This window comes from Enterococcus sp. DIV1328a (genome assembly GCF_050536905.1).
Classification (GTDB): domain Bacteria; phylum Bacillota; class Bacilli; order Lactobacillales; family Enterococcaceae; genus Enterococcus; species Enterococcus faecalis.
In genome coordinates this window covers 2016529-2040403 of the sequence record NZ_CP172912.1, presented here as the reverse complement: position 1 = coordinate 2040403, position 23875 = coordinate 2016529, and the positions used below count along the sequence as shown (strand labels likewise).

At 34.6% G+C, this 23875-nt stretch carries 21 protein-coding genes and 1 other annotated feature; all 21 genes read left to right on the top strand.

Features of this window, described 5'->3' with window-relative positions:
- Positions 1–136: 136 nt before the first annotated feature.
- Positions 137–838 carry a hypothetical protein gene (locus IGL93_RS09750; protein WP_010776022.1) on the top strand — a complete coding sequence of 234 codons (702 nt, stop codon included), beginning with the start codon at positions 137–139 and terminating at the stop codon, positions 836–838.
- Positions 839–2275 (top strand): helix-turn-helix domain-containing protein, encoded by a 1437-nt coding sequence (locus IGL93_RS09745; protein WP_002356635.1) that lies wholly within the window; start codon positions 839–841, stop codon positions 2273–2275. It begins immediately after the preceding gene.
- Between the two features lie 243 nt (positions 2276–2518).
- Entirely contained in the window at positions 2519–3706 is a 1188-nt protein-coding gene (locus IGL93_RS09740; RefSeq protein ID WP_002367107.1) for an FtsW/RodA/SpoVE family cell cycle protein, read from the top strand.
- 24 nt (positions 3707–3730) lie between these two features.
- Positions 3731–4090 (top strand): arsenate reductase family protein, encoded by a 360-nt coding sequence (locus tag IGL93_RS09735; protein ID WP_002359675.1) that lies wholly within the window; start codon positions 3731–3733, stop codon positions 4088–4090.
- Positions 4091–4095: 5 nt separating this feature from the next.
- Entirely contained in the window at positions 4096–4410 is a 315-nt protein-coding gene (locus tag IGL93_RS09730; RefSeq protein WP_011109554.1) for a glycine cleavage system protein H, read from the top strand.
- Between the two features lie 53 nt (positions 4411–4463).
- Positions 4464–4711: a binding site (T-box leader), on the top strand.
- Between the two features lie 113 nt (positions 4712–4824).
- On the top strand, positions 4825–5862 hold the full coding sequence (locus IGL93_RS09725) for a methionine ABC transporter ATP-binding protein (protein ID WP_002364465.1): 1038 nt from the start codon (positions 4825–4827) through the stop codon (positions 5860–5862).
- Complete coding sequence (locus IGL93_RS09720) at positions 5855–6541, top strand: methionine ABC transporter permease (protein ID WP_002356640.1); 687 nt, start codon at positions 5855–5857, stop codon at positions 6539–6541. The genes IGL93_RS09725 and IGL93_RS09720 overlap by 8 nt, the downstream gene beginning before the upstream one ends.
- 14 nt (positions 6542–6555) lie before the next feature.
- Positions 6556–7374, top strand: a complete 819-nt coding sequence (locus IGL93_RS09715; RefSeq protein WP_002359679.1) for a MetQ/NlpA family ABC transporter substrate-binding protein — start codon at positions 6556–6558, stop codon at positions 7372–7374.
- A gap of 347 nt (positions 7375–7721) precedes the next feature.
- The gene (locus tag IGL93_RS09710; protein WP_002356646.1) at positions 7722–8537 is read left to right on the top strand and encodes an isoprenyl transferase; all 816 of its coding nucleotides are present in this window, start codon (positions 7722–7724) and stop codon (positions 8535–8537) included.
- Positions 8534–9334, top strand: coding sequence for a phosphatidate cytidylyltransferase (locus tag IGL93_RS09705; protein WP_010713185.1), 801 nt, complete (start codon positions 8534–8536; stop codon positions 9332–9334). Before IGL93_RS09710 ends, IGL93_RS09705 begins: the two co-directional genes overlap by 4 nt.
- 472 nt (positions 9335–9806) lie before the next feature.
- A complete protein-coding gene (locus IGL93_RS09700; RefSeq protein WP_010776021.1) occupies positions 9807–10976 on the top strand; it encodes a CDP-glycerol glycerophosphotransferase family protein in 1170 nt (389 codons plus the stop codon).
- An 18-nt stretch (positions 10977–10994) separates the two neighbouring features.
- Positions 10995–12461 (top strand): glycosyltransferase family A protein, encoded by a 1467-nt coding sequence (locus IGL93_RS09695; RefSeq protein WP_010776020.1) that lies wholly within the window; start codon positions 10995–10997, stop codon positions 12459–12461.
- 69 nt (positions 12462–12530) lie between these two features.
- Positions 12531–15041 (top strand): glycosyltransferase family 2 protein, encoded by a 2511-nt coding sequence (locus IGL93_RS09690; RefSeq protein ID WP_049095916.1) that lies wholly within the window; start codon positions 12531–12533, stop codon positions 15039–15041.
- Positions 15042–15109: 68 nt separating this feature from the next.
- Complete coding sequence (gene murB / locus IGL93_RS09685; protein WP_002378569.1) at positions 15110–17563, top strand: UDP-N-acetylmuramate dehydrogenase; 2454 nt, start codon at positions 15110–15112, stop codon at positions 17561–17563.
- 17 nt (positions 17564–17580) lie between these two features.
- A complete protein-coding gene (gene cpsH / locus IGL93_RS09680; protein ID WP_010776017.1) occupies positions 17581–17979 on the top strand; it encodes a lipoprotein CpsH in 399 nt (132 codons plus the stop codon).
- 58 nt (positions 17980–18037) lie between these two features.
- Positions 18038–19177 (top strand): UDP-galactopyranose mutase, encoded by a 1140-nt coding sequence (glf, locus tag IGL93_RS09675; RefSeq protein ID WP_002359687.1) that lies wholly within the window; start codon positions 18038–18040, stop codon positions 19175–19177.
- A complete protein-coding gene (locus IGL93_RS09670; protein ID WP_025192006.1) occupies positions 19161–20546 on the top strand; it encodes an ATP-binding cassette domain-containing protein in 1386 nt (461 codons plus the stop codon). The genes glf and IGL93_RS09670 overlap by 17 nt, the downstream gene beginning before the upstream one ends.
- A complete protein-coding gene (locus IGL93_RS09665; RefSeq protein WP_010713192.1) occupies positions 20546–21358 on the top strand; it encodes an ABC transporter permease in 813 nt (270 codons plus the stop codon). The genes IGL93_RS09670 and IGL93_RS09665 overlap by 1 nt, the downstream gene beginning before the upstream one ends.
- A 662-nt stretch (positions 21359–22020) precedes the next feature.
- Positions 22021–22671 carry a diphthine--ammonia ligase gene (locus IGL93_RS09660; RefSeq protein ID WP_010713193.1) on the top strand — a complete coding sequence of 217 codons (651 nt, stop codon included), beginning with the start codon at positions 22021–22023 and terminating at the stop codon, positions 22669–22671.
- Between the two features lie 87 nt (positions 22672–22758).
- Positions 22759–22986, top strand: a complete 228-nt coding sequence (locus IGL93_RS09655) for a hypothetical protein (RefSeq protein WP_002362220.1) — start codon at positions 22759–22761, stop codon at positions 22984–22986.
- A 146-nt stretch (positions 22987–23132) separates the two neighbouring features.
- Positions 23133–23864 (top strand): HAD family hydrolase, encoded by a 732-nt coding sequence (locus IGL93_RS09650; RefSeq protein WP_010713194.1) that lies wholly within the window; start codon positions 23133–23135, stop codon positions 23862–23864.
- The last annotated feature ends 11 nt before the right edge of the window (positions 23865–23875 follow it).

The following is a 23875-nucleotide window of genomic DNA, read 5'->3' as shown; positions in this document are numbered from 1 at the left end:
TGCATGAATGAGGGTAGCTGTTTCCTTGGAAAATAGGAAGTTTTACAAGTGACTTTTATTTTAAGAACACCTATTAGCAGGTTTTTCTGTTAAGATAGTTATTTTTATGAAATAGTTTGGAGGAATAATAAACGAGATGAACCAGCGAACTATTTATTATGGTAGTATCGGCACAGCCTTATTTCTTTCTTCAGGAATGTTGATTGCTTCAGTGAATAGCTATGCAAACGAAGCGACAACACCAGGCAAATATACCGTGACTTATGAAGTGGATGGCAAAATTGAAACAGCAACCATTACGGTCAAAGAAAATCAAACGGAACTTAAATTAAAAGACACGTTTTTAGGAGTTAATCAAGCATGGTCACCCTTAGACAATGTCGTTTTTCTAAAAGATAAAGAGGGTCGCCCTTTAAATTTAGAAAATGTAATTATAGAAAATAATGTAAATCCTCAAAAAGTAGGCCTTTATTTTGTAACCTTCCGTTACGAGTCATACCTTTCTATTGCGAAGGTGTATGTCAACCCTACTAATTTTGCTGCAGAGGGGAATATGCTTGCAGAGCTTCCTTATAGTCAAGCAATGATTGGCCCAGAAAGACCAATTATTGCCTCGAGACAGGACAAGGAGCAACAAACAAAACAGGAGAAAAAGAAAAATAAAATTGAACAGGAACGAGTAAATAAAAAGGTGCTGTTAAATGATGAGTTGTTGAAAAAAATAGATACGATAGCCCCAGTGGAAATTACTGGAGGAGCGGCAAGTGGGTCCTCTCAATTTGGCACCACTTTAAGCTTCCTGTCAGGCTCACTTTTGTATGGAACAAGGAGAGTTTAAATGGAATTCTTGTTATTAGATGATCGGGAAAATTTAAAATTAGCGATTATTAGAAAGTTAGAGCAACAATATTCATTTTCTGAACGAAAAGATCGTTTATGTAAGCAATTAGCTATTTCTCCTTATTTGCTAGAACGGAACATAACAGAAATCAATGCAGATTTGCAACGCTTTGGTCTGATTAATGAGATGGAAATCAGTGAAAAAAATAATGAAATTTTGTTATCTCAAAGCCTTCGTATTTCTTCAAGTATTATTGAAGAATATTATTTAAAAGACTCGTTAGAATTTAATCTATTAAAAACGATTTTCTTTCATCAGTTTACCTCAATCAAAAAATACGGTGAAAAGCACGGGATGAGTCGAACGGTTGTGTACAAAATTGTTGACCATATCCGGAAAGAATTAGGTCAATACGGTATCAAGTTATCCAAAAATTTACAACTTAGCGGCAATGAAATGGCGATTAGACAATATTTTACTATGCTTTATTACCGAATTTACAAAGATTCTGAAGAATTATATAATCAAACAGATCTTCGCGCAGTTAACCAATTATTGGCTCAATTGAAAGGCTCTTATGAAAATATCACTAATTTTCATTTATTTAAACATTATGTATTGGTGGCGTTAGAACGAACGCAGAGAAAAGCTAATTATTTTTTATCCCAAGAAGAAAATCCATTCGCTTTTGATGAAGAAAGTTCGATTTATCAAGAAATTCAAAGTTGGATCAACGAAGTGATGAAGGCGACTCATGCAGAGAAAAACGCAGAAATTCAAGGAATTATCGGCAATTTATCGGTCTATCAAAGTGAACTTATTTCGGAACATTTGCTGAGTTCTCACAATGAGGCAATTACGGCTACGAAAACATTATTCTTTTCTTATATGCCGTTTACAATTTCGGACGAAGAATTTTATCAAGAAATTGTTCCGATTATTTATCAACATCGTTTTATTACACCGTTTATCGATATCACCTTACGAATTATGGATTTAGAATTTTTTCAGGAACGCTACCCAATTGTTTTTAATAGCTGTCGTCAGTTTTTATTTGCGTTGGATTGCTCGGCGTTTGAGTTTAGTAAGCTTTCTTTATTTTTTGATTTGCTATTAGTGTTATCCCGTCTTTATGACCAAAGGAATGAAAAAAGCACGATCAATCTTTATGTTAATTTTACGCAAGGAGAAAAATATACTCAGTTTATCAAAGAACAAATCAAAATATTCGAATCTTTCAGCATTCACTTTCATTCAGCGATTCGACCAGATACTGATTTAGTAGTTTCAGATTATTTACCAAAAACATTATTTTCAGTAAAATGTTTAATTTGGCTAGCGCCCCCGCGAGCCAGTGACTGGCAAAATTTTGGCAACGAAATTGTCCGAATTAATAAAGAGCTACAACAAACGAAACAAAGAAAAAGCGAATAAAAACAGTCGCAACGTGTTTTAGTTGCGACTGTTTTTTGTTACTGACTGTTTATAGTAAACTTTCTCATTATCACTGATGTAAAAAATTTTAAATAAAAGCAAAATAGGATTGAAGAAAAAGAAAAAATTGCTAGTGAAGGACCAATTCTCTAAAGTTTTTCTCAAATATAGTAGAATTCCTTTCTTTTCTTCTGTGAGAAAGATATAATAAAAAACGTATGAACAAAGGAAAAGGGATGACGAATGAATAGAAAAGAGAAAACAAATTTAGATAGTCGAATTGATTACGGCGTGATATTACCAGTGTTTCTTTTATCACTAATTGGTATGCTATCGCTTTACGTAGCGCTTTACAATGATCCAAGCAAACCTAAAATTGGTAGCTTGTTAATGAAACAAGGACTGTGGTATTTAGTCGGAGGATTAAGTATTGTCATTATTATGCATTTTAGCTCAAAATTACTCTGGCGGTTAACGCCCGTTTTTTATGCACTTGGATTAGTCTTAATGGGATTACTACTGAAATTCTATGATCCCGTGCTAGCAGAGCAAACAGGTTCTAAAAACTGGATTCGCTTTGGTGGCACCACATTCCAACCATCGGAATTGATGAAGATTGCGTTTATTTTGATGTTGGCCTATATAGTGACCATGCATAATGTTAAATATGTGGACCGAACACTCAAAAGCGACTTTTGGCTAATCGCTAAAATGCTATTAGTGGCGATTCCGGTAATTGTTTTAGTACTTTTACAAAAAGACTTCGGGACGATGTTAGTTTTCTTAGCCATTTTTGGGGGAGTTTTCTTAATGTCTGGCATTACTTGGAAAATTATTGTGCCCGCCTTTATCATAGCTGCTCTAGTCGGAGCTGGAACCATCTACTTGGTAACAACAGAAACAGGAAGAGACTTATTGTCTAAAATTGGCATTAAAGCTTATCAATTTGATCGGATTGATTTATGGCTAAATCCTTTCCATACAGATCCAGATCGCTCATTCCAACCAGCGCTAGCATTAACAGCAATTGGTTCTGGGGGCCTTTTCGGAAAAGGCTTTAACGTGAGTGATGTGTATGTCCCTGTTCGTGAGTCAGATATGATTTTTACAGTTGTTGGTGAAAACTTTGGCTTTATTGGTGGCTGTTTCATTATTTTGTTGTATTTTATTTTAATCTACCGCATGATTCGCGTTTGTTTTGATACAAATAATGAATTCTATGCCTACATTGCCACAGGAATTATCATGATGATTTTGTTCCATGTTTTTGAAAACATTGGAGCGAATATTGGTTTACTACCATTAACTGGGATTCCATTACCGTTTATTAGTCAAGGTGGTTCTTCCATTTTAGGTAACATGATTGGGGTGGGCTTAATTATGTCCATGCGTTACCAACAAGAAACGGTTCGTACCAGAAGTGGTCGTTAAAGAAAGAAGAAAGAAGGGGTAGAAATGTACACACTTTATGAATATCCTAAATGCTCAACTTGTAAAAAAGCGAAAGCGTGGTTAGACCAACAAGGCGTTAAATACCAAGCAATTGATATTAAAGCAACACCGCCTAGTAGTGAACAATTAGCAAAATGGATGAAAGAGACCGGCTTGCCTGTTCGTCGTTTTTTTAACACAAGCGGGGTTTTATATAGAGAACAAGGCTTAAAAGATCTGGTTGACAGTTTTTCTATTGAAGAAGCAAGTCAGCGTTTAGCTGCGGATGGCATGTTGATTAAGCGTCCAATTCTCTTAAAAGACAATACATTTCTAACGAATGGTTTTAAAGAAGCAGATTACGAAGGAGTGCTTGGAAAATGAGTGAAATGAAACAAATCGATCAATTATGGATTTTACCAACAGAAGCAGGTTATAAAATTGGTTTAACTGCCGAAGCCCAAGAGGATTTAGGGAAGATTACTTTTGCAACATTTCCAAAAGTCGGACAAACATTAGCTAAAGGTGATTCTTTAATTGAATTAGAAGCAGAAAAAGCAGTCAGTGAATTCAGTAGTCCATTATCTGGTAAGGTAGTTGCGATTAATGAAGCGGCTGATCAAGAGCCAAGTGCATTAGATGAAGAAAATGCCTGGATTGCTGTTTTAGCAGATGTTGAACCAACAGAATTTGAAAATCTTTAGTCTTACGTTGACAAGGTCAATGTTTATTGCTATAATTTTCTCAATCTAATCAAAAGAAAGCTTTGAAAAGAAGAGTACATGTTAAGGACGTTTGAAGAGAGCCCTGTTTGCTGAGAATGGGTAACAGATTTAAGATGGAAGATGGTCTTTGAGCAGAGTAAGTGAGCGAAGCAGTGAACTTACTACGGGGCGCCCGTTACAGCCAACGGTATGCGAAGAATCAAGTACCGTATGAGGTTATTATTGAGAAATAATAGCGAATTAAGGTGGTATCACGAAATGACAAACTTTCGTCCTTTTTGCTGTAATAGCAAAAGGATGGAAGTTTTTTTGTTTTTATTAAGCAAATTCGTTTCATAAAAAGTGCGAAACCTTCAAAATAAGAAAGTAGAACAGAAAGAAGAGGAGAACAAAATGGCATTAATTGAATTACGTCATGTAAAAAAAGAGTTTTCCGGTAAAGCGGGTAAAGTCACGGCTTTAAAAGATATTGATTTAACGGTTGAATCAGGAGATATTTATGGCATTATTGGCTATTCAGGTGCAGGAAAAAGTACGTTGGTTCGCCTATTGAATGGACTTGAAACACCTACAGAAGGTGAAGTAGAAATTCAAGGACAAGATATTGCATTGTTGCCAAATAAAGAACTACGAAACTTCCGTAAAAAAATTGGGATGATCTTTCAACATTTTAATTTATTATGGTCACGGACGGTCCTAGAAAATATCATGCTCCCATTGGAAATTGCTGGCGTTCCAAAACAAAATCGGAAAAGCCGCGCAGAAGAGTTAATCAAGTTGGTTGGTTTAGAAGGACGGGAAAATGCCTACCCAAGTCAACTCTCTGGTGGGCAAAAGCAACGAGTGGGGATTGCCCGTGCCTTAGCTAACAATCCTGATATTTTGCTTTGTGATGAAGCAACGAGTGCTTTGGATCCGCAGACAACCGATGAAGTGCTAGAATTACTACTAAAAATCAACCAAGAATTAAATTTAACGGTTGTATTAATTACCCATGAAATGCACGTGATTCGTAAAATTTGTAATCGCGTAGCCGTGATGGAATATGGTGAAATTGTTGAAGAAGGTAAAGTAATCGATATTTTCAAAAAGCCTCAAACAGAAATTGCGAAACGCTTTATCCAACAAGAAGCGGATAAAAACATTGAAGAAACGGAACTGGTTGTCGAAGAAATGTTGGAACAATATCCGAATGGAAAAATTGTTCGCCTACTTTTCCACGGCGAACAAGCGAAATTGCCAATTATCTCGCATATTGTCCAAGAATATCAAGTAGAAGTCAGTATTATTCAAGGGAACATTCAGCAAACAAAGCAGGGTGCAGTGGGTTCTCTTTATATTCAATTATTAGGCGAAGAGCAAAATATTCTAGCAGCCATTGAAGGATTACGTAAACTTCGTGTAGAAACAGAGGTGATTGGAAATGAATAATCGTGGCTTAGCAAGTTTCTTTGATTTTTCCCAAATTGATATAAGTAAACTACAAGAAAAAACGATTGAAACACTTTATATGACAGGGATTTCAATCATAGTGGTCGCCATTTTAGGGCTGATTTTAGGACTACTACTTTTTGAAACGTCAGGCAGAAAAGGGATTTTGAGCCGATTACTGTATTGGCTAGTGGCCATTTTTGTAAATATTTTCCGTTCGATTCCGTTTATTATCTTAATCGTTCTGTTAATTCCTTTTACAAAAATTATTTTAGGGAGTATGTCTGGTGTCAAAGGCTCCTTACCAGCATTGATTATTTCCGCAGCACCTTTTTATGCTCGCATGGTCGAAATTGCTTTTCGTGAAGTCGATAAAGGCGTGATTGAAGCAGCCAAAGCAATGGGGGCCAATCGTTTCCAAATAATTTGGAAAGTTCTATTACCAGAAAGTCTGCCAGCGCTTGTTTCTGGCTTAACCGTTACAACCATTTCTTTAGTGGGCTACACTGCAATGGCAGCTGCTATTGGAGCGGGCGGTTTAGGAAGTTTGGCGTATCAAGATGGCTTCCAACGTGGTCAAAATACAGTTACCTTAGTAGCAACGATTTGTATCTTAATTATTGTCTTTGCGATTCAATGGCTTGGGGATACAGTCGCTAAAAAAATAGATAAACGATAAATGGAGGGAATAAGATGAAAAAACGTACATTATGGTCAGTAATTACTGTAGCAGTAGCTGTCTTAGTTTTAGGGGCTTGCGGCAATAAAAAGAGTGATGACTCGGTCTTGAAAGTTGGAGCTTCACCAGTTCCACATGCAGAGATTTTAGAACATGTAAAACCTTTATTAGAAAAAGAAGGCGTAAAATTAGAAGTGACGACTTATACAGATTACGTGCTACCTAACAAGGCGTTGGAAAGTGGCGATATCGATGCCAACTATTTCCAACATGTGCCGTTCTTTAATGAAGCGGTTAAAGAAAATGATTATGACTTTGTGAATGCAGGTGCGATTCATTTAGAACCAGTTGGGCTTTACTCGAAAAAATACAAATCGTTACAAGAAATTCCTGATGGTTCAACGATTTACGTTAGCTCTTCCGTTTCAGATTGGCCACGTGTTTTAACGATTTTAGAAGATGCTGGTTTAATCACGCTGAAAGAAGGGGTAGACCGAACAACTGCTACTTTCGATGATATTGATAAAAATACTAAAAAGTTGAAATTCAATCATGAAAGTGATCCAGCAATCATGACCACTCTTTATGACAATGAAGAAGGGGCTGCGGTTTTAATTAACTCAAACTTTGCCGTGGATCAAGGATTAAATCCGAAAAAAGATGCGATTGCTTTAGAAAAAGAAAGTTCACCTTATGCCAATATTATTGCGGTTCGTAAAGAAGACGAAAACAACGAAAATGTAAAAAAATTAGTCAAAGTGTTACGTAGCAAAGAAGTCCAAGATTGGATTACGAAAAAATGGAACGGTGCCATTGTTCCAGTCAATGAATAAAAAGAAAAAGACAATAGAATAAAAACTTGAGGTCGGGACAGGCGTGTTAAGCTTCAAGAAATAAGAAGAAAGTTCTGAAAGATGCTTTTTGTCTCTCAAGGACGTTCAGCTTATTTCCGAAGAAGCTGCTCCTGTCCCGTTGTTTATTTAAAATTTTAGGGCTAGGCAGATACATCATGTTGATTTACCTGCCAAGTCTAAGTTTTTTTCTTTTAAAAAAGGACCATAAATGATAAAGTTACAAGGAATTTCTTAATTATCAGGAAAATTCAGGGACTATGCATAGGCATTTGCATTAGTTATTGTTATAATAATTAAGATAGATTTTTTGGAATGGAGGGAAAAAGATGTTACGTTTTTTTCCGCAAAAAAATAAATATGTAGAAGAAGCAAGCCAGTACGCCTTTGATAAAGAAGGCCAAATTCCGCAGCACATTGCCATTATTATGGACGGAAATGGCCGGTGGGCACAGAATCGAAGACTGCCGAGAATTGCTGGACATAAAGAAGGCATGGATACGGTTAAAAAAATAACGAAGCATGCTAGTCATTTAGGCGTTAAAGTTTTAACACTTTATGCATTTTCAACGGAAAATTGGAAGAGACCAACAGATGAAGTCAATTTCTTAATGCAATTGCCTGTTGATTTTTTTGATACATTCGTGCCTGAATTAATTAAGGAAAATGTTAAAGTCAATGTAATGGGCTACCAAGAGTTTCTACCAAGCCATACGCAAGATGCTGTTAAGCGGGCCATTGAGCAAACCAAGGACAATACGGGCATGGTTTTGAACTTTGCTTTAAATTATGGGGCGCGTGCGGAGCTACTAACTGCCATGAAACAGATTGCTGCAGAGGTTTCAGAAAAAACATATACGGCAGATGAGATTACAGAAGAAACGATCGCAGATCACTTAATGACTGGCTTTTTACCCACGGAACTTCGTGATCCAGAATTGTTGATTCGAACAAGTGGGGAAGAGAGAATTAGTAATTTCTTGCTATGGCAAATTGCTTATAGCGAGTTGTTTTTTACAAAAGCATTATGGCCTGATTTTTCAGGGGACACTTTAGAAACCGCGATTGCTTCTTTCCAAAATCGTAATCGTCGTTTTGGAGGTCTAAAAGAAACTACAGAAACAGAAGGGAGCGATCCGCAGTGAGACAACGTGTCATCACAGCTATCGTCGCATTAATCATCTTTATTCCAATTATCTGGTATGGTGGTTTTGCAATTGAGATTGCCGCTGTTGCTTTGGCAGTAGTCGGCGTGTACGAGTTATTCCGTATGAAAGGATTAACGTTATTAAGTTTTGAAGGTATTTTATCAGCATTAGGGGCCGTTTTTTTAGTTATCCCAACAATTAAATGGTTAAACTTTTTGCCGGAAATGCAAACAAATTTCATTTTATTTTATGTCACTGTAATGTTGTTGTTAGGTGCTTCGGTAATTTCTAAAAATACATATACGATTGAAGAAGCTGGCTTTCCAGTTATTGTCAGTTTATATGTAGGGATGGGGTTCCAGAACTTTATTAGTGCCCGTTCCGCAGGTTTTGAAGTCTTGTTATTTGCTTTATTCATTGTCTGGGCAACGGATATTGGTGCATATCTATTTGGACGCCGATTTGGTCGTCATAAATTGATGCCAGATGTTTCACCCAACAAGACAATAGAAGGTGCACTTGGTGGTATTTTATCAGCCGTCGTTGTAGCAGCGTTGTTTTTAGTTTTCACAGCTAATAAAGGGCTATTTCCTTATCAAATGCCGGTGATGCTCGTATTGACGGTTCTATTTTCTATAGTAGGGCAATTCGGTGATTTGGTTGAATCTTCTATCAAACGTCATTATGGCGTGAAAGACTCTGGTAACATCTTGCCAGGACATGGTGGTATTTTAGATCGTTTTGATAGTTTATTATTTGTTTTCCCAATTATGCACTTATGTGGATTATTTTAAATTGATTAACAAAATTTAAAAAAGTATCGTCAAATAAGCAAAAATCCAGAAGAGTCTCTCTTCTGGATTTTTACTGTTTATTGGGTTAGTTTAGGTACCTTGTGAGTTATTTAATTTATAAGAGTAATTGTATAAAGATGGCTAAAGTTTCTAAAAATTAAATAGGTGATCGGATGTTAAATATCTGAACATTCAGAGGGAAAGTCGATTGTTAAAAATTAAATTATAACAATCGAATAACACTGGAATGTTTATTTCAATAAAGCCATTGACGTTTAGCATAGATAAATTTATACTTAAAAGAAGAAAAGCAAAATAATGTATTTTATAAGCTTGTTCAATCGTGGTGAGAGTTATTCATAAATTTAAACAAGTAAAGAGAAGATAATTTAGAGATTTGTGAACGCATTCTTCATACAAGGTTATAGATTAGGATTATATTTTTGATAATCTAATGTAAAGGATTAATTCAATGAAAAAATTTTTAGAGAATAGTATACATCAAGCCATAAAAGCTTGTTTTTTCTTTTTAGGTAAACTACCTAAAAAGAAGTTATTTATTTTTGAAAGTTTTCATGGAAAACAGTATAGTGATAATCCACGTGCAATTTTTGAGTACATAAGAGATAACTGTCCTGAATATCAATGTATTTGGGCAGTCAAAAAAGGATATGAGATGCCTTTTGTGGAAGAGAATGTTCCTTTCGTCAAACGATTAAGTTGGAGATGGCTATGGTTGATGCCAAGAGCTCAGTATTGGGTTTTTAACACGCGGATGCCAGCTTGGATGTATAAGAATCAAACAACAATCTATATACAGACGTGGCATGGGACCCCTCTAAAGAAACTGGGCTTAGATATTGAAACAGTCAAAATGCCAGACCATGAAACAGAGAGCTATAAACTAGAAGTCATTCAAGAAGCAAATCGTTGGGATTATCTCATCTCACCTAATGCATATAGTACGAGAGTATTTCGACAGGCCTTTCATTATGGAGGGGAAATATTAGAAGTAGGATATCCGCGAAATGATTTGTTAGTTTGTGAAAATAAGGACAAAATAGCTTTTTCTGTTCGCAATCAGTTAGGCCTTTCAGTCAATCAAAAAATTATTCTTTATGCCCCCACGTGGCGTGATGATGAGTCTATTCGAAAAGGAGCCTATCGTTTTACCAACCATTTGCCAGTTGAACAACTTTTAGCAATTGATTCTTCTGTTGTTATACTTACACGACTACATTATTTAATTGCAGAAAGTTTTGATATAAGTGCATTTGGTTCACGTGTAATCGATGTTTCTTCTTATCCAGATATCAATCAACTTTATTTAATCGCTGACTTATTAATTACAGATTATTCATCGGTTATGTTTGATTTTGCATTAACAAAAAAACCGATGCTATTTTTTATGTATGATAAGGAAAAGTATCAAAATAGTACAAGGGGATTCTATTTTGACCCAACAGCAATTTTGCCTGGGAAAATTGTGACAGATACGGATAGCCTAGTAACGTCTGTAAAAAACGTATTGTTTTCTAAAACGGAACAGGAACAACGTTTATATGTGCAGTTTTTTCGTGAATTTTGCCTTGAAAATCAGGATGCCACTAGACAGCTGATTTCAGAAATTTTAAAGAGATAAAAAGCCGGAGGGTGTAGGTTGGAAAAACAAAAAGAAGTCCAAAAAGAATATGAAGAGTATCAATATATGTTAGATACTGAAACGTGGAAAAAGGAGTTAAGTCAATTTAAGCTGTCCTCTTCAGAAAAAATATCAAAAAATCCTAAAGTCTCAATCATTATTGCTAATTATAATAATGCACCATATCTTAAAAAGATGATGGATTCTCTTGTTCAACAAACCATTGGGATCGAGCAATTGCAAGTGATGTTTATTGATGATTGTTCCACAGATCATTCGTTAAAAGTAATAGAGCCATATCTTGAAAGATATCCGAATATTGAAATTTATCAGCTACTTGAAAACACTGGAGGTGCTCACGGCCCAAGAAACGTAGGAATTGTAAATGCACGTGGTGAGTATAGTGTCTTCTTAGATGCAGATGATTGGTATGATTTAAATGCATTGAAATATTTATCAGACCTACTAGATGACTCTCACGATGATTTTGCTGTTTCTGGTCTAATACAGAGTACGGATGGCCACTTAATGTTAAAAAGTAAGCCGTATTATGTGGATGGGTCATTTAAAAATCGGTCTATCCAAGAATTGCCAGCTGAATTTTATGGTTGGTTAGGACCGCAAGCTATCATGTTAAGAACTTCACTGATACACAATAATAATTTACACTTTGTTAATCAACGGGTGGCTGATGATGTGCTGTTCTTTTATGAAGCCATGCGATTTTCAAAAACCATTACACAAGGGGAAAGGTTAACGACTTATTTAAATCGAGATGCAGATAATGAAAGTTTAAGCAAATCAATTAATCGGACATTTATGCTTTCTTGGTTGCGTGCGTTAAGTTATATCAATCAACAGTTTCCAGATGATTTGTCTAAAGAGCGGATGTTAGCCCGCCGTTTAGAATGGCTAATTTATGACTTTTGTATTCGGAGGGATACTGGGTATCCATTCAGTAAAAAGCGATTACAAGACTTTAAAGTACAGATGGATCTGTATTTAGGCGAATTAAATTTTGATCCTAGCCCGTATTTTAGAAGTGATGTGCGCCAAATTATTTGGACATTTTTACAAATTAACGATATTGATGGTTTGTATTGGTTTATTCAATGTCAGTCCATTCGTTGGGTGTTAGTCAATCGCTTTGGTTATGTTTCAAAAACAGAGAGAAGTTATTATTATCCCAGATTATTGAAACGATTCCCAGCAGTTCGCATGAATGCTTATGCAGAAGCAACGCAACGTGAAGGCAATACGCTTTCTTTAAATGTGTATACACACCAAAAAATTACAGGATTTGAAATAAAAGAGCTGAAAAATCCTTTTGAAACAAGACAGAGGCTGGCGTTTAAAAAAATTAGTGAAACTAGTTACCAGGTGGAGTTGCCAGAAAAATTTTCAAATAAAGAAAGTAGATTTACGATAGTTTTTGATAATTATTTAGAAATTGGGGTTAAAGATTTTAGTAAGTTTTTTGCTTAAATTTTGTCCGTTTAAATCAGGATATTTTGAGTATACAACTATAAATGATAAGTGAGGGAAATTTGTTTTATGGAAAATGTGAAAGTGTCAGTCATTGTACCCGTCTATAACGTAGAAACCTATTTAGAAGAGGCATTAATGAGTTTGAAAGATCAAACATTAAAAGAAATTGAATTTTTAATTATTAATGATGGCTCTACTGATAATAGTCAAAAAATTATTGAAGAAATTGCACAAGACGATCCACGTTTTCGCGTTTTCAATGTTAAAAATGGGGGAATTGGAAAAGCCTTTAACTTGGGTGTTTCAGAAGCAAAAGGTGAGTATATTGCTGAATTTGAAAGTGATGATTATGTAGCGTTGCATGCCTATGAGCGTTTATACAATACGGCTAAAAGTCATCATGCAGATGTTGTCCGTTGTAATTGGGTTGAATTTTCTTCTGAAGAAGAGGTTGAGCGAGATATATTATGGCAATATCCCGATAAATACAATCAATTGATTGACTTAAAAACGACAGATTTAATTGTACAAGTTTATCCATGGAATGCCATTTATAAAAAAAGTATGATTGAGAAAGAAAACGTAACTTGGGATGAGGAAATTAAAAGTTATGGGGACACTGGTCTATTTTGGAAAATCAATTCAGCATCTCAGAATGTTATTTTTATTAAAGATTGTTTGTATTTTTATAGACAAGACAACCCGAATTCGACAGTAAATAATGTGGCAACAAAGGTTCCTTTCTTGTTTCAACAATTTAAACTAATTCGTTCAAATTTAATTGAACAAAATAAATTTGAACGTTACAAAGGTTATTTTTATAAGCAAATGTTCGAAAAATACTTTTGGGCGATTGAAAAATTAACCCATTTACGTGACGAGTCGGTTTATGAAGTGATTCAAGAAGTGGCAGTAGATTTTAAACAAGCTATAGAAATAGACCAGCTGAATGATATCGATTTTGAATATATCAAACAATTTTATCAAATTTCGAATGATCCAGTAGCTTATTATGAGGACTACTTGAAAAATCTGTATAAAGTTAGTGTTGTCATGCCGATTCACAATGCATCCAAATATTTAAGACAAACATTAGAAACTGTTTGTGGGCAGTCTTTACGTGAAATTGAAATCATTTTGGTAGAGAATGGCTCTACAGATAATACCATGGATATTATTAACGAATTTGCAGTAAAAGATCCGAGAATTACGGGGATTTCTATTGGCAAAAGTAATCCTGGACACGCAAGAAATGTGGGCATTTCGATGGCACGAGGACGGTATTTACAATTTCTAGATGCAGATGATCATTTTGAAGTGAATTTATTACAAGACGCTTATTATCGTGCATATGATAGTGCAACAGATATTCTTTTATTTGGTATGAAAGAAAAATTGCCAAATGGAGAAGTGCACGTGGTTCACAATCCATTACTAACTAATGGCGGACGTATGTCTGGTGAAGAAATTTCATTGGATGAAGTAACTCCTTATTTATATGACAAATTATTTTTATTAGAATACATCAAAGAAAATAACTTGGTAAACTTAGAACAATTTGTTGGTGAAGACGCTTATTTCACTTATACAGCATTATTAGGTACCGAAAAAATTGTTGCGCTAAACAAATATTTGCTGACTCGAATTGTTAGACAAGATGGTTTGATGTCTACGTACGGAATGAATTATCGTGATGAGTTCAATTTACATGACAAAATGTTGGAGTACTTAAAACAACATGCTCCAAATCGGATTGAAGCATATCGTTTAAAAATTATTAATACATTAAACTGGTTTATTTTTGATATGAATCGTGTTGATCAAGCATTTAAAGAACGTTTCTATCAAGAATTAAAAGAGAAATATATCCAACAATTAGGGCTAGACTTAGTGAAAAAAGAAAAATATTCTAATGACCCAGAACAAGTAGAACGTATCACTCGAATCCAAAATATTTTACAATACAATTTAGAAATATATCAAAATATTTATAAAGATTTTGGGATGAAAAAAACCTTCATTATCCCGAATGTTCATATTCAAGAGCGTGGAGGTAAAGTAATTTTTGGACAAGAGAAAACCCAGGGGAATGGGACGGCAATTGAAATGTTTTCAATTATTATTGCAGATAACGATACAAGCAATGCCAGCGGAGTGATTGATTTCGTTTATATGGGTGACAATACAAAAATAATTCATGATAGTTTATTAGTATCTTTATTAATTAAAAAAGAAGGTACTACTTTAAAATCGATTGTTTTACAAGCCGAGTGGGAAAAAGGCTATACCTTACTACAAGAAAATATGTATTATACTTTCGTAGACAATGTTTTTACAATTTGGGCGGGCTATACTCAAAAATATGCAGCATTTGATTACAATGTTCGAATTTTGACTTCTCGAGAAGGGGAAACGCATTTCAGTGTCGTTCGACAAAACCAAGGCTATATCCAAGATACAATGACAAGCATCAGTAACGAATTAACACCTATCAATAAAATTGAAGGAAATGAACCTACAACAATTAAAAAAGCTGTATCAAAAAGTCTTAAAAAAGCAAAAGGGTTGTTGAAATAGCATGTAAAAAAGATTCTTAAACATGAACGAATAATTAAGTAATTAGAAGAGAAAGTAGGAGCGGAAAAATGAAAAAAGCAGCAATTATGGGCTGGTGGTATAACCAAAATTATGGATCAATCTTAACATACTATGCTCTAAACAAATATGTACAGAATAAAGGGTACGAGACGGTTATGATTGATGGACCACTAGGTTATAAAAACAGAAGTAACTTTCGAGCATGGATGCCTTTAGCGTATAATTTTTTTAAGAAAAATAATATGCCCTATACCGAGCAATTAACAAAAGAAACGTTACCGACATTGAATGATTTAGAAAATCTAGATACCTTTATTTTAGGTTCTGATCAGATGTGGAATCCGTGGAATGGTTGGGTAGACGATGATGATTTCTTAGATTTTGTTTATCCTCGTAATAAAACAATTGCTTATTCTGTTTCATTAGGAAAAGCAGATACAAGTAAATATGATCCCAAATGGGTTGCAAACCGCAAAAAAGATATTACACAGTTTAATCATGTTTCTATGAGAGAAGATTTTTCTGTACAAATTATGAAGGATATTTTTCAAGAAGAAGTTATTCAGGCTTTGGATCCAACCTATCTTGTTGAAAGAAGTGAATATGATTCTTTAGCTGATCAAGCTACGTTTAAACGACAAGAATCAGGAGATTATATGGCTGTCTTTTTCTTGGATATTAACAAGGAAAAAGTTCGTGTAGCACTAGCGATCGCAGAAAAATTGGGACTGAAATTAGTGGTCTTGCCTAATCCTTTAAAAGGACGTGAACTAGCGAAAAAAACATTCCCTAATACAGTAGAATATGTTTCTGAAGATACACCAGAAAATTTCTTAGCTGTTTATCGAGAAGCAAAATATATTATTACTGATTCGTTTCATGGCACTGTTTTTGCGACTATTTTCCAAAAACCGTTTTCAATTTTTTATAATGAACAACGTGGAATTGATCGCTTTAACAGCTTGATGAACCTATTTGAGCTTGGCGAAACTAGACGTGTCTATGAGCAAAATACAAAACAAGAAATTGAAGAAAATAAAAACATTAGTTTAGCACTTGACTATCAAAAGACCGCTGGAAAGATTGCCAGGGAAAAAGAGATTTCAGATAAGTGGTTAACCGATGCGTTGACAAGTAAATTTAGCCCAGATGAAGACGAAGTATATGATGAATTTAGACGATATATTATCAATAAACCTTTGGATTTTTATCGAGCTAAAACAACTGTTCCGATTTCCGCAGCAATTGTTTTATCGCCAAATGGTACGATAAAAAATTCTAACCCTAATGAAAGCTTTTGGAAGCTAACAGATAAAGAACTAATTTTTATGAATAATCATCGTGAAGTCACTACAAGATTTAATCGTGAAAAGTTTAAGGGAAAGGAAACGTTCAGTCCTTTTAGAATCGTCGGTAAATATGTGAAAGATGAAAAAATCGAACATGTCATGTATTTGCATCCGATACAAAAACCTAAGCCTAAACCGAAACAAGGCACAGAAAAAAAAGCATTAGCAATTCCAGAGAATCTTTTAACAAGAAAACAATTAATTATGAAAATTGTGCAAAATGAGAGAATTCGTTCGTGGAAACAGGATCTTTTAGAAGAATTACCAGATTTAGAGTTATTTGTAGGTCGTGAATTAAAAGAATATGCTTCGAATTTTGTTGGTGGTCCAGCAGACCTTTTAATTTTTCCAAAAACGATAGAAGAAGTTGCTTTAATTGTAAAATATGCTAAAAATAATCAGATTCCTTTAACTGTTATCGGTAAAGGTTCAAATATTTTAGTCCGTGATGGTGGTATCCGTGGGATTACTTTAAATATGACTGCCTTGAATTATCGTAAAATTACGGGGAATGTTTTAACAGTTTCGGCAGGTGCAAGTTTAATTGAAACATCTTATTATCTACTAGAACACTTGAAATGCGGTTTAGAATGGGCAGATAATATTCCAGGAACCATTGGTGGCGCAGTTTATATGAATGCTGGGACAGTTAAGGATATTAATAGTATGTTTCTTGAAGCTACGATTGTAGATGAAAATGGAGAAATTAAAGTTTTAAATAAAGAAGATGTTCAATTTAGTCATCGCTATAGTTCATTTATGGATCATCCTGAGTGGATTATTCTAGAAACTAAATTACAGATTTCAGAAGGTAATTTAGAAAACATGGTAAATGACATGGTAGGAACTGTCGAAATTAGAGAAAGGATGCACCCACTAACACATCCAAATCATGGATCAACTTTTACTTGGGGACGGGCGCCTCGATTAATTCAACAAGCTGGCTTAGTTGGTACTAGAATTGGCGGAGTAAAAGTATCTGAAAAACATCCAGGTTTCTTTATCAATGTTGAACAAGCCTCTGCTCAAGACTATGAAGCATTAATTTATTTAATTATTGCAAAAGTTTATGAATTTTCTGGATTTTTATTAAAACCAGAAGTGAGAATTTTAGGTGCAAATATGTGGGAAGCAAGTTTAACTTTTAAATAAACAGAGGAGTGTGTGACATGAAGAAAATAATCACGATAATTGTGTCTTTAGCAATTGGTATCGGTTGTGGTTTTTGGTCAGGATATTACATCGGTAAAAAATATTCGGAAAACCAAGAGACAACTATTTCCAAAAGTACTAACTCAGAACAACCTTTGATTGTAAATGGAGAGTATCAAGTAACAGCTAATTGGGATTGGAAAACATTAGTTGTTAAAGATAATGTGTGGACATTGGATGGCAAACGTATTTATGATGTTTCGACTACAAATGATAATATTGTGATTTTAAAGGGAAAAAATTTGAAATCACTTGTAGTTTATAAAATAGAAAAAGATAACGAAAAAATCAACTTATATTCTTACACAAAAGAAGGCGTTGGAAAAAAAGTATTGGCTACTCTAGTGAAGAAATAAATAATGCATTTGGTGTTTGAAATAAATTGAAAGTAACTTTGTTAGGAGAAGTTAGTAAATGAAATACAATACGAAAAATTATGACTATTTAATTGTTGGTTCGGGACCTTTTGGGGCAACGTTTGCTTGTGAAGCAGCTAAACGAGGAAAAAAAGTATTAGTTATTGAGAAACGTGCTCATATTGGTGGCAATATGTATACACATAAAGAAAATGGGATTAATGTCCATGACTATGGTGCCCATATTTTTCATACTGACAATAAAGAAGTATGGTCTTATGTCAATCAATTGACGGAATTCAATGGCTACATCAATCAAGTAGTTGCTAATTACAAAGGGGAGCTCTACAACCTACCATTCAATATGAATACGTTCTACCAAATGTGGGGGGTAAAAACACCAGCTGAAGCACAAGCAAAAATTTCAGAACAGCGGGAGGCAGCTGGAATTAAAGGAGCTCCAAAAAATTTAGAAGAACAAGCGATTCGTTTGATAGGAACAGACATCTATGAAAAATTAATTAAAGGCTATACAGAAAAACAGTGGGGACGTAAGGCTACGGAATTACCAAGTTTTATTATTCGCCGTTTGCCAACTCGTTTTACTTTTGATAATAATTACTTTAACCATCGCTATCAAGGCGTACCTGTCGACGGTTACACAGCTATGTTTGATAAATTGTTAGAGAGTGAATTAATTGATATTCAATTGAATAAAGACTTTTTGGCAGAGAAAGAAACTTACTTATCAGAGTTTCCAAAAATTGTTTATACAGGGATGATTGATGCATTCTTTGATTATTCTTATGGCGAATTAGAATATCGTTCAGTACGTTTTGAAAATGAAACAGTAGATTCAAACAATGCACAAGGCAATGCCGTAATTAATTACACAGATGCGGAAACCCCCTATACACGGATAATGGAATGGCGACATTTTGATCAACAGGCCGATGAAAACAAAACAATTTTGACAAAAGAATACCCACAAGATTGGGATCGTTCAAAAGAAGCGTATTATCCTGTTAATGATGAGAAAAATTCGCTTTTGTTTAGAAAATACAAAGAAAAAGCAAACGCTCAAGAAAAAGTTATTTTTGGTGGACGTTTAGCCAATTACCAATACTATGATATGGACCAAGTTTTCGGAGCAGCTTTGAAGGCAGTCGCTAAAGAATTTGGTGAAATGGCCAACTAGTGAACGGTTAGACTCGGAGGAACAAATGGAAAAAGAACTGAAAGTTAGAACAAAATTACTTACCAAAGAATACAGTTTAGCGCAAACACGTATTGACAAATTGAAGACACTTTTTAGTATTTTTCAAAACAAAGTTCCCACATTTTGGGCGTTAAAAGGTGTTAGCCTCGACGTATATTCTGGAGAAACAATTGGTATTATTGGTTTAAATGGTTCAGGCAAATCCACTTTATCAAACATTATTTCAGGCATCACCCCTCAAACATCAGGAGAACTTGAAATAAATGGTGAAGTGTCAATTATTTCGATTGGTGCAGGACTAAATAATAATTTAACAGGACGAGAAAACATTCGAATGAAATGTTTAATGTTGGGGGAAAAGAATAAAGAAATTGATGCCAAAATCGATGATATTATTGAATTCTCAGAATTAGGCGTTTTTATCGACCAGCCTGTTAAAACTTATTCTAGCGGTATGCGTGCTAAGCTTGGTTTTTCAATTGCGGTTCATCAAAATCCAGATATTTTAGTAATCGATGAAGCGTTATCTGTAGGAGATCAAACCTTCTATAATAAAGGCTTAAAAAAAATGCTTGCATTTAAAGAGCAAGGCAAAACTATCTTTTTCGTCTCTCATTCTATTCAACAAGTAGAGCAAATTTGTGATCGTGTCGCTTGGATGCATTATGGTGACCTACGTGCATTTGGTGAAACTAAGCATATTTTAAAGGAATATCGTGCTTTCTTGCACCGTTATAATCATTTCACTGAACCGCAAAAAGAATCGTATCAGAGAGATGGCAAGGCCAAACAGAGAAATTTTTCTTTGGAACAACTTCAAGAAACAATTCTTGAAAAAGCCAATCAACAAGTAGGCAGTCGCCGGACGACTAAAGAAGTCATAAAATTTACTACTAAAAATAAAATTGGAGATAAAATGACTCTTGGTACGAAGAGCTTGTTAATTTTGCTACTTTGTATGATTTTTTATGTAAGTCTTACCTTTGTAAAAGGTATTTCATTAACAACAGCTTTTATTCATCCAGCAGAAACAATTCAACGTATATTTGTTCCTGAGAAAGTAGCAGGTAAGGATTCAAGCGCTGTGAAAACGTCTAAAACTAAACCAACTTCAACAAAAGAATCTATCCAGCAGGAGGAAGTACAGTCTAGTTCAACGAACGTACCAGAAAATAATAATAGTGAACAAGCTGTGTCGACATATACAGTGGAAGTTGGAGATTCAGTCAGTTTGATTGCTGAAAATCACGGACTCACTATAGAACAACTTCAAACTTTGAACCCAGAAATCATTGAGGTACCTATTTATCCTGGACAAGTGTTGAAATTGAAAGAGGTGACTGAATAATGCGCGAGGTAAAATTAATTTTAGCTGAACAGTTTTCATACTTAGGCGTTGCACAACGAATTGCTAAATACAGTAATAAAGCATTATATCAAAGCCACATCTTAGGAAATTTATGGCAAATTTTAAGTCCTTTAATTCAGTTAGGTGTCTATTATTTTGCTTTTGGGATTGCCCTTGGTGGTGCTCGAACCGTAAAAGGAGGAGTATCCTATATCGCTTGGTTGATGATAGGATTAAGTACATGGATTTTTTTAAGTACAGTAACGAAACAAGCTTCTAGTTCTGTTTATATGCAAGTTGGCATGGTCTCTAGAATGAAGTTTCCAATAAGTATTTTGCCAATGGTTAAAATATTTTCTGAGTTACCAAGTTATTTTGCATTCACTACGTTAGCAGCAATTGTCTCAATCTCGACAGGCGAAAAGATTTCTATTTATTGGATTCAGCTACCTTACTATATTGTAGCGATGATTATCTTTTTATATAGTTTTAGTCTAATTAATTCAACGATTGCTGCATTAATTAGGGATTATCAAATTTTCTTGAATTCTATTATCCAAGTATTAATGTATATGTCAGGGGTCTTTTGGGATTTGAGTACAAAGAATTTACCGTCTTGGTTATCAAAAATTCTTATGTTGAATCCTTACGCATATATTATTAATGGATTTCGAGATACATTTTTCTATAAAAGATGGTTTTTTGAAGATAAGCCCCAGCTTATTGTTTTTTGGCTAACAACATTAGTAATATTTATCGTAGGGGCTCATTTACATGTTAAGTTCAGAAGCAAATTTGTTGATTATATGTAATATATGAAGAAGTAAAACCACCGTATACTGACAAGAATACGGTGGTTTTACTCTTTAATTGACAATAGCCTTCTCTTTAAAGAGAAGGCTATCTAACGAATCAATATTATTATTTTAAAGTTGGATCAGACTATTTCTAGTATTCAAGTATTTTTCATTTAAGCGATGTATTCCCTACCTCTAATACATCCTTGTGTCTCTCTAGACACGCCAGTTTTGAATAAAATCATCAAAACAATTGAATGGTTCGTTTAAAAATATTTTTCGTGTTCTAATTATTATAACATAAAACTCGTCAACTGACCACTAGCTGACGAGTTCATAATTTTTCCAGATAAATAGACAGCCGTTTTCCGCCGACTGTCTAAGATTAAGATAGATTTGTAAAGAAGTGAATAAATGCTTCCTACCCTCTCTTTATAACATGAGGAAAAGAAAACTGCAAAAGATAGCTGTGTTTTTTGAAAAAAAGATCAGCTGGTTTCCGCCAGCTGATCATCCGTTGAAAAGAGATATAAAGAAGTGAATAAAGCTTGCTTTACCTCTATTTTATACCATGTTTTGATTCAAATAACTATTCAGTATTAGTTATACTTAAATAATAAATATGTATACGGATGTATTATTTTGAGGTATAGTCATAGAGAAAAGAGGGAACGTTTATGAAAAAATTTTGTTTAAGTTATAGCTCTGGTAAAGATTGTTTATTGGCGATGGATCGATTGGTACAAGCAGGAAATCAGCCAGTTGCGTTAGTGACAACATTAAGTGATGAAATTAATCGTTCTTGGTTTCACGGGATACCAATCTCCGTCTTAGAATCAGCAGCCGAAGCGTTAGATTTACCACTTGTTATATCACATAACAACGAAACAAATTACACAGAAAAAGTGGTTGAGGCACTGCATGAAACTAAAAAATTGGGTGCAGAAACGGTTTGTTTTGGCGATATAGATATTGAACAAAATGGTGCTTGGGATCGCCAAGTTGCATTAAGTGCTGGGCTTGAGCCACAATTACCTCTTTGGCAGGAGAATCGCGAAGCACTTGTCAAAGAATTCTTGGCAAAAGGGTACACAGCAATTATCAAAACGGTCAGCAAAGAGGCAGGCATTCCAATAAAATTTTTAGGAGAACCCTTAGATGAAACATTTATCACGTACCTTAAAGAGCATCAATTAGATATTTGCGGAGAAAACGGGGAGTACCATACGTTGGTAATTGACGGCCCGCTATTTAAAAAGAGGCTCAATTATTATACTTCAGGAATTTATGAAAGTCCTTATGCTTATTCTTTGATTATTGATGCTTAAATGAAAGTAAAAGGACACAAGCTGCCACTTTTTCTAGCGATATGCTATAATTGACTTAAGAAAAGTAGAGAAAGTGAGTGGTTAATTATGGAAGAAACTGTCTTTTTTAATTTAGGAAATGCCCTTGCTTCAAAAAGAGATCAAAAAGAATTAATTAAAGAAGCCCAAATTGCGAAAGATACTCGAAAGATTCCAGGAAAACTGATTATCGTTGAAGATGAAGAAAATGGTACCCATATTTTATTTGAATTAGCTGATCAAACAGAACCGTCTGCTGAAACAAAAGAATTCAAAGTAAAAAAAGTGATTGATTAAAAAAAAGCAACGAATTTTTCTAAATTCGTTGCTTTTTTATATTTTTTTACACAAATGATACAAAAAGAATATCAAAATCAAATAAATGATTAGTATACTTGAAGAAACAAATAGGAAGCAAAGCAAACGTTTTGAGGTGTTCTTTCATGGAAAAACGAGGAATTTTATTTGATAAAGATGGTACGTGTATTCGTTTTGATACTCTTTGGCAAGCAGGTTTGCAAGCTTGTTTTGAAACACTAAGTATGTTAGCCCCTCATCATTCAGCAGAAATAAAAAAGATATTAGCTATTCAGGAGCAACGTTTTTTGCAAAAACTTTTACTTGATGAAGTCCTTTATCAGGAACTTTATCAGGAATTGGCGCAATTTGAGGAATTAGTCGAACAGGGAATCAGCAGTCGATGGCTGGAGCAATTTTTTTATGATTATTTACGAAAAAATCTGAAAAAGATCGAACCAATTGGTGATTTAAAACAGTTATTTCTTGAGCTGAAACGGAAGAACTATAAAATTGGATTAGCAACTTCAGATACTTTGCCAGCGACTATGTTGATTATGGAATATCTTGGTTTAACAGAAATGTTTGATTTTATTGCGACAGGAGATCGTTACTTACCGAAACCAGATGCGGACATGCTCCAAGCCTTTTGTCAGTCATGTCAATTGAAGTCGACAGAAGTAATTATGGTGGGGGATTCGCTCGTGGATGTTTTCATGGGAACTTGTCATGGCAAAGCAGGAATTGGTGTTTTAACAGGCAACTGCCAGTCAACTGATTTTGAAAAGTTTGAAGTAGCCTATTTCCGTGATATCCATGAAATACCTTATCAAGAATTATGGGAAAATACCAAGAAGAAAAAAATCCTGAAAAGATGACGAGTCTTTTC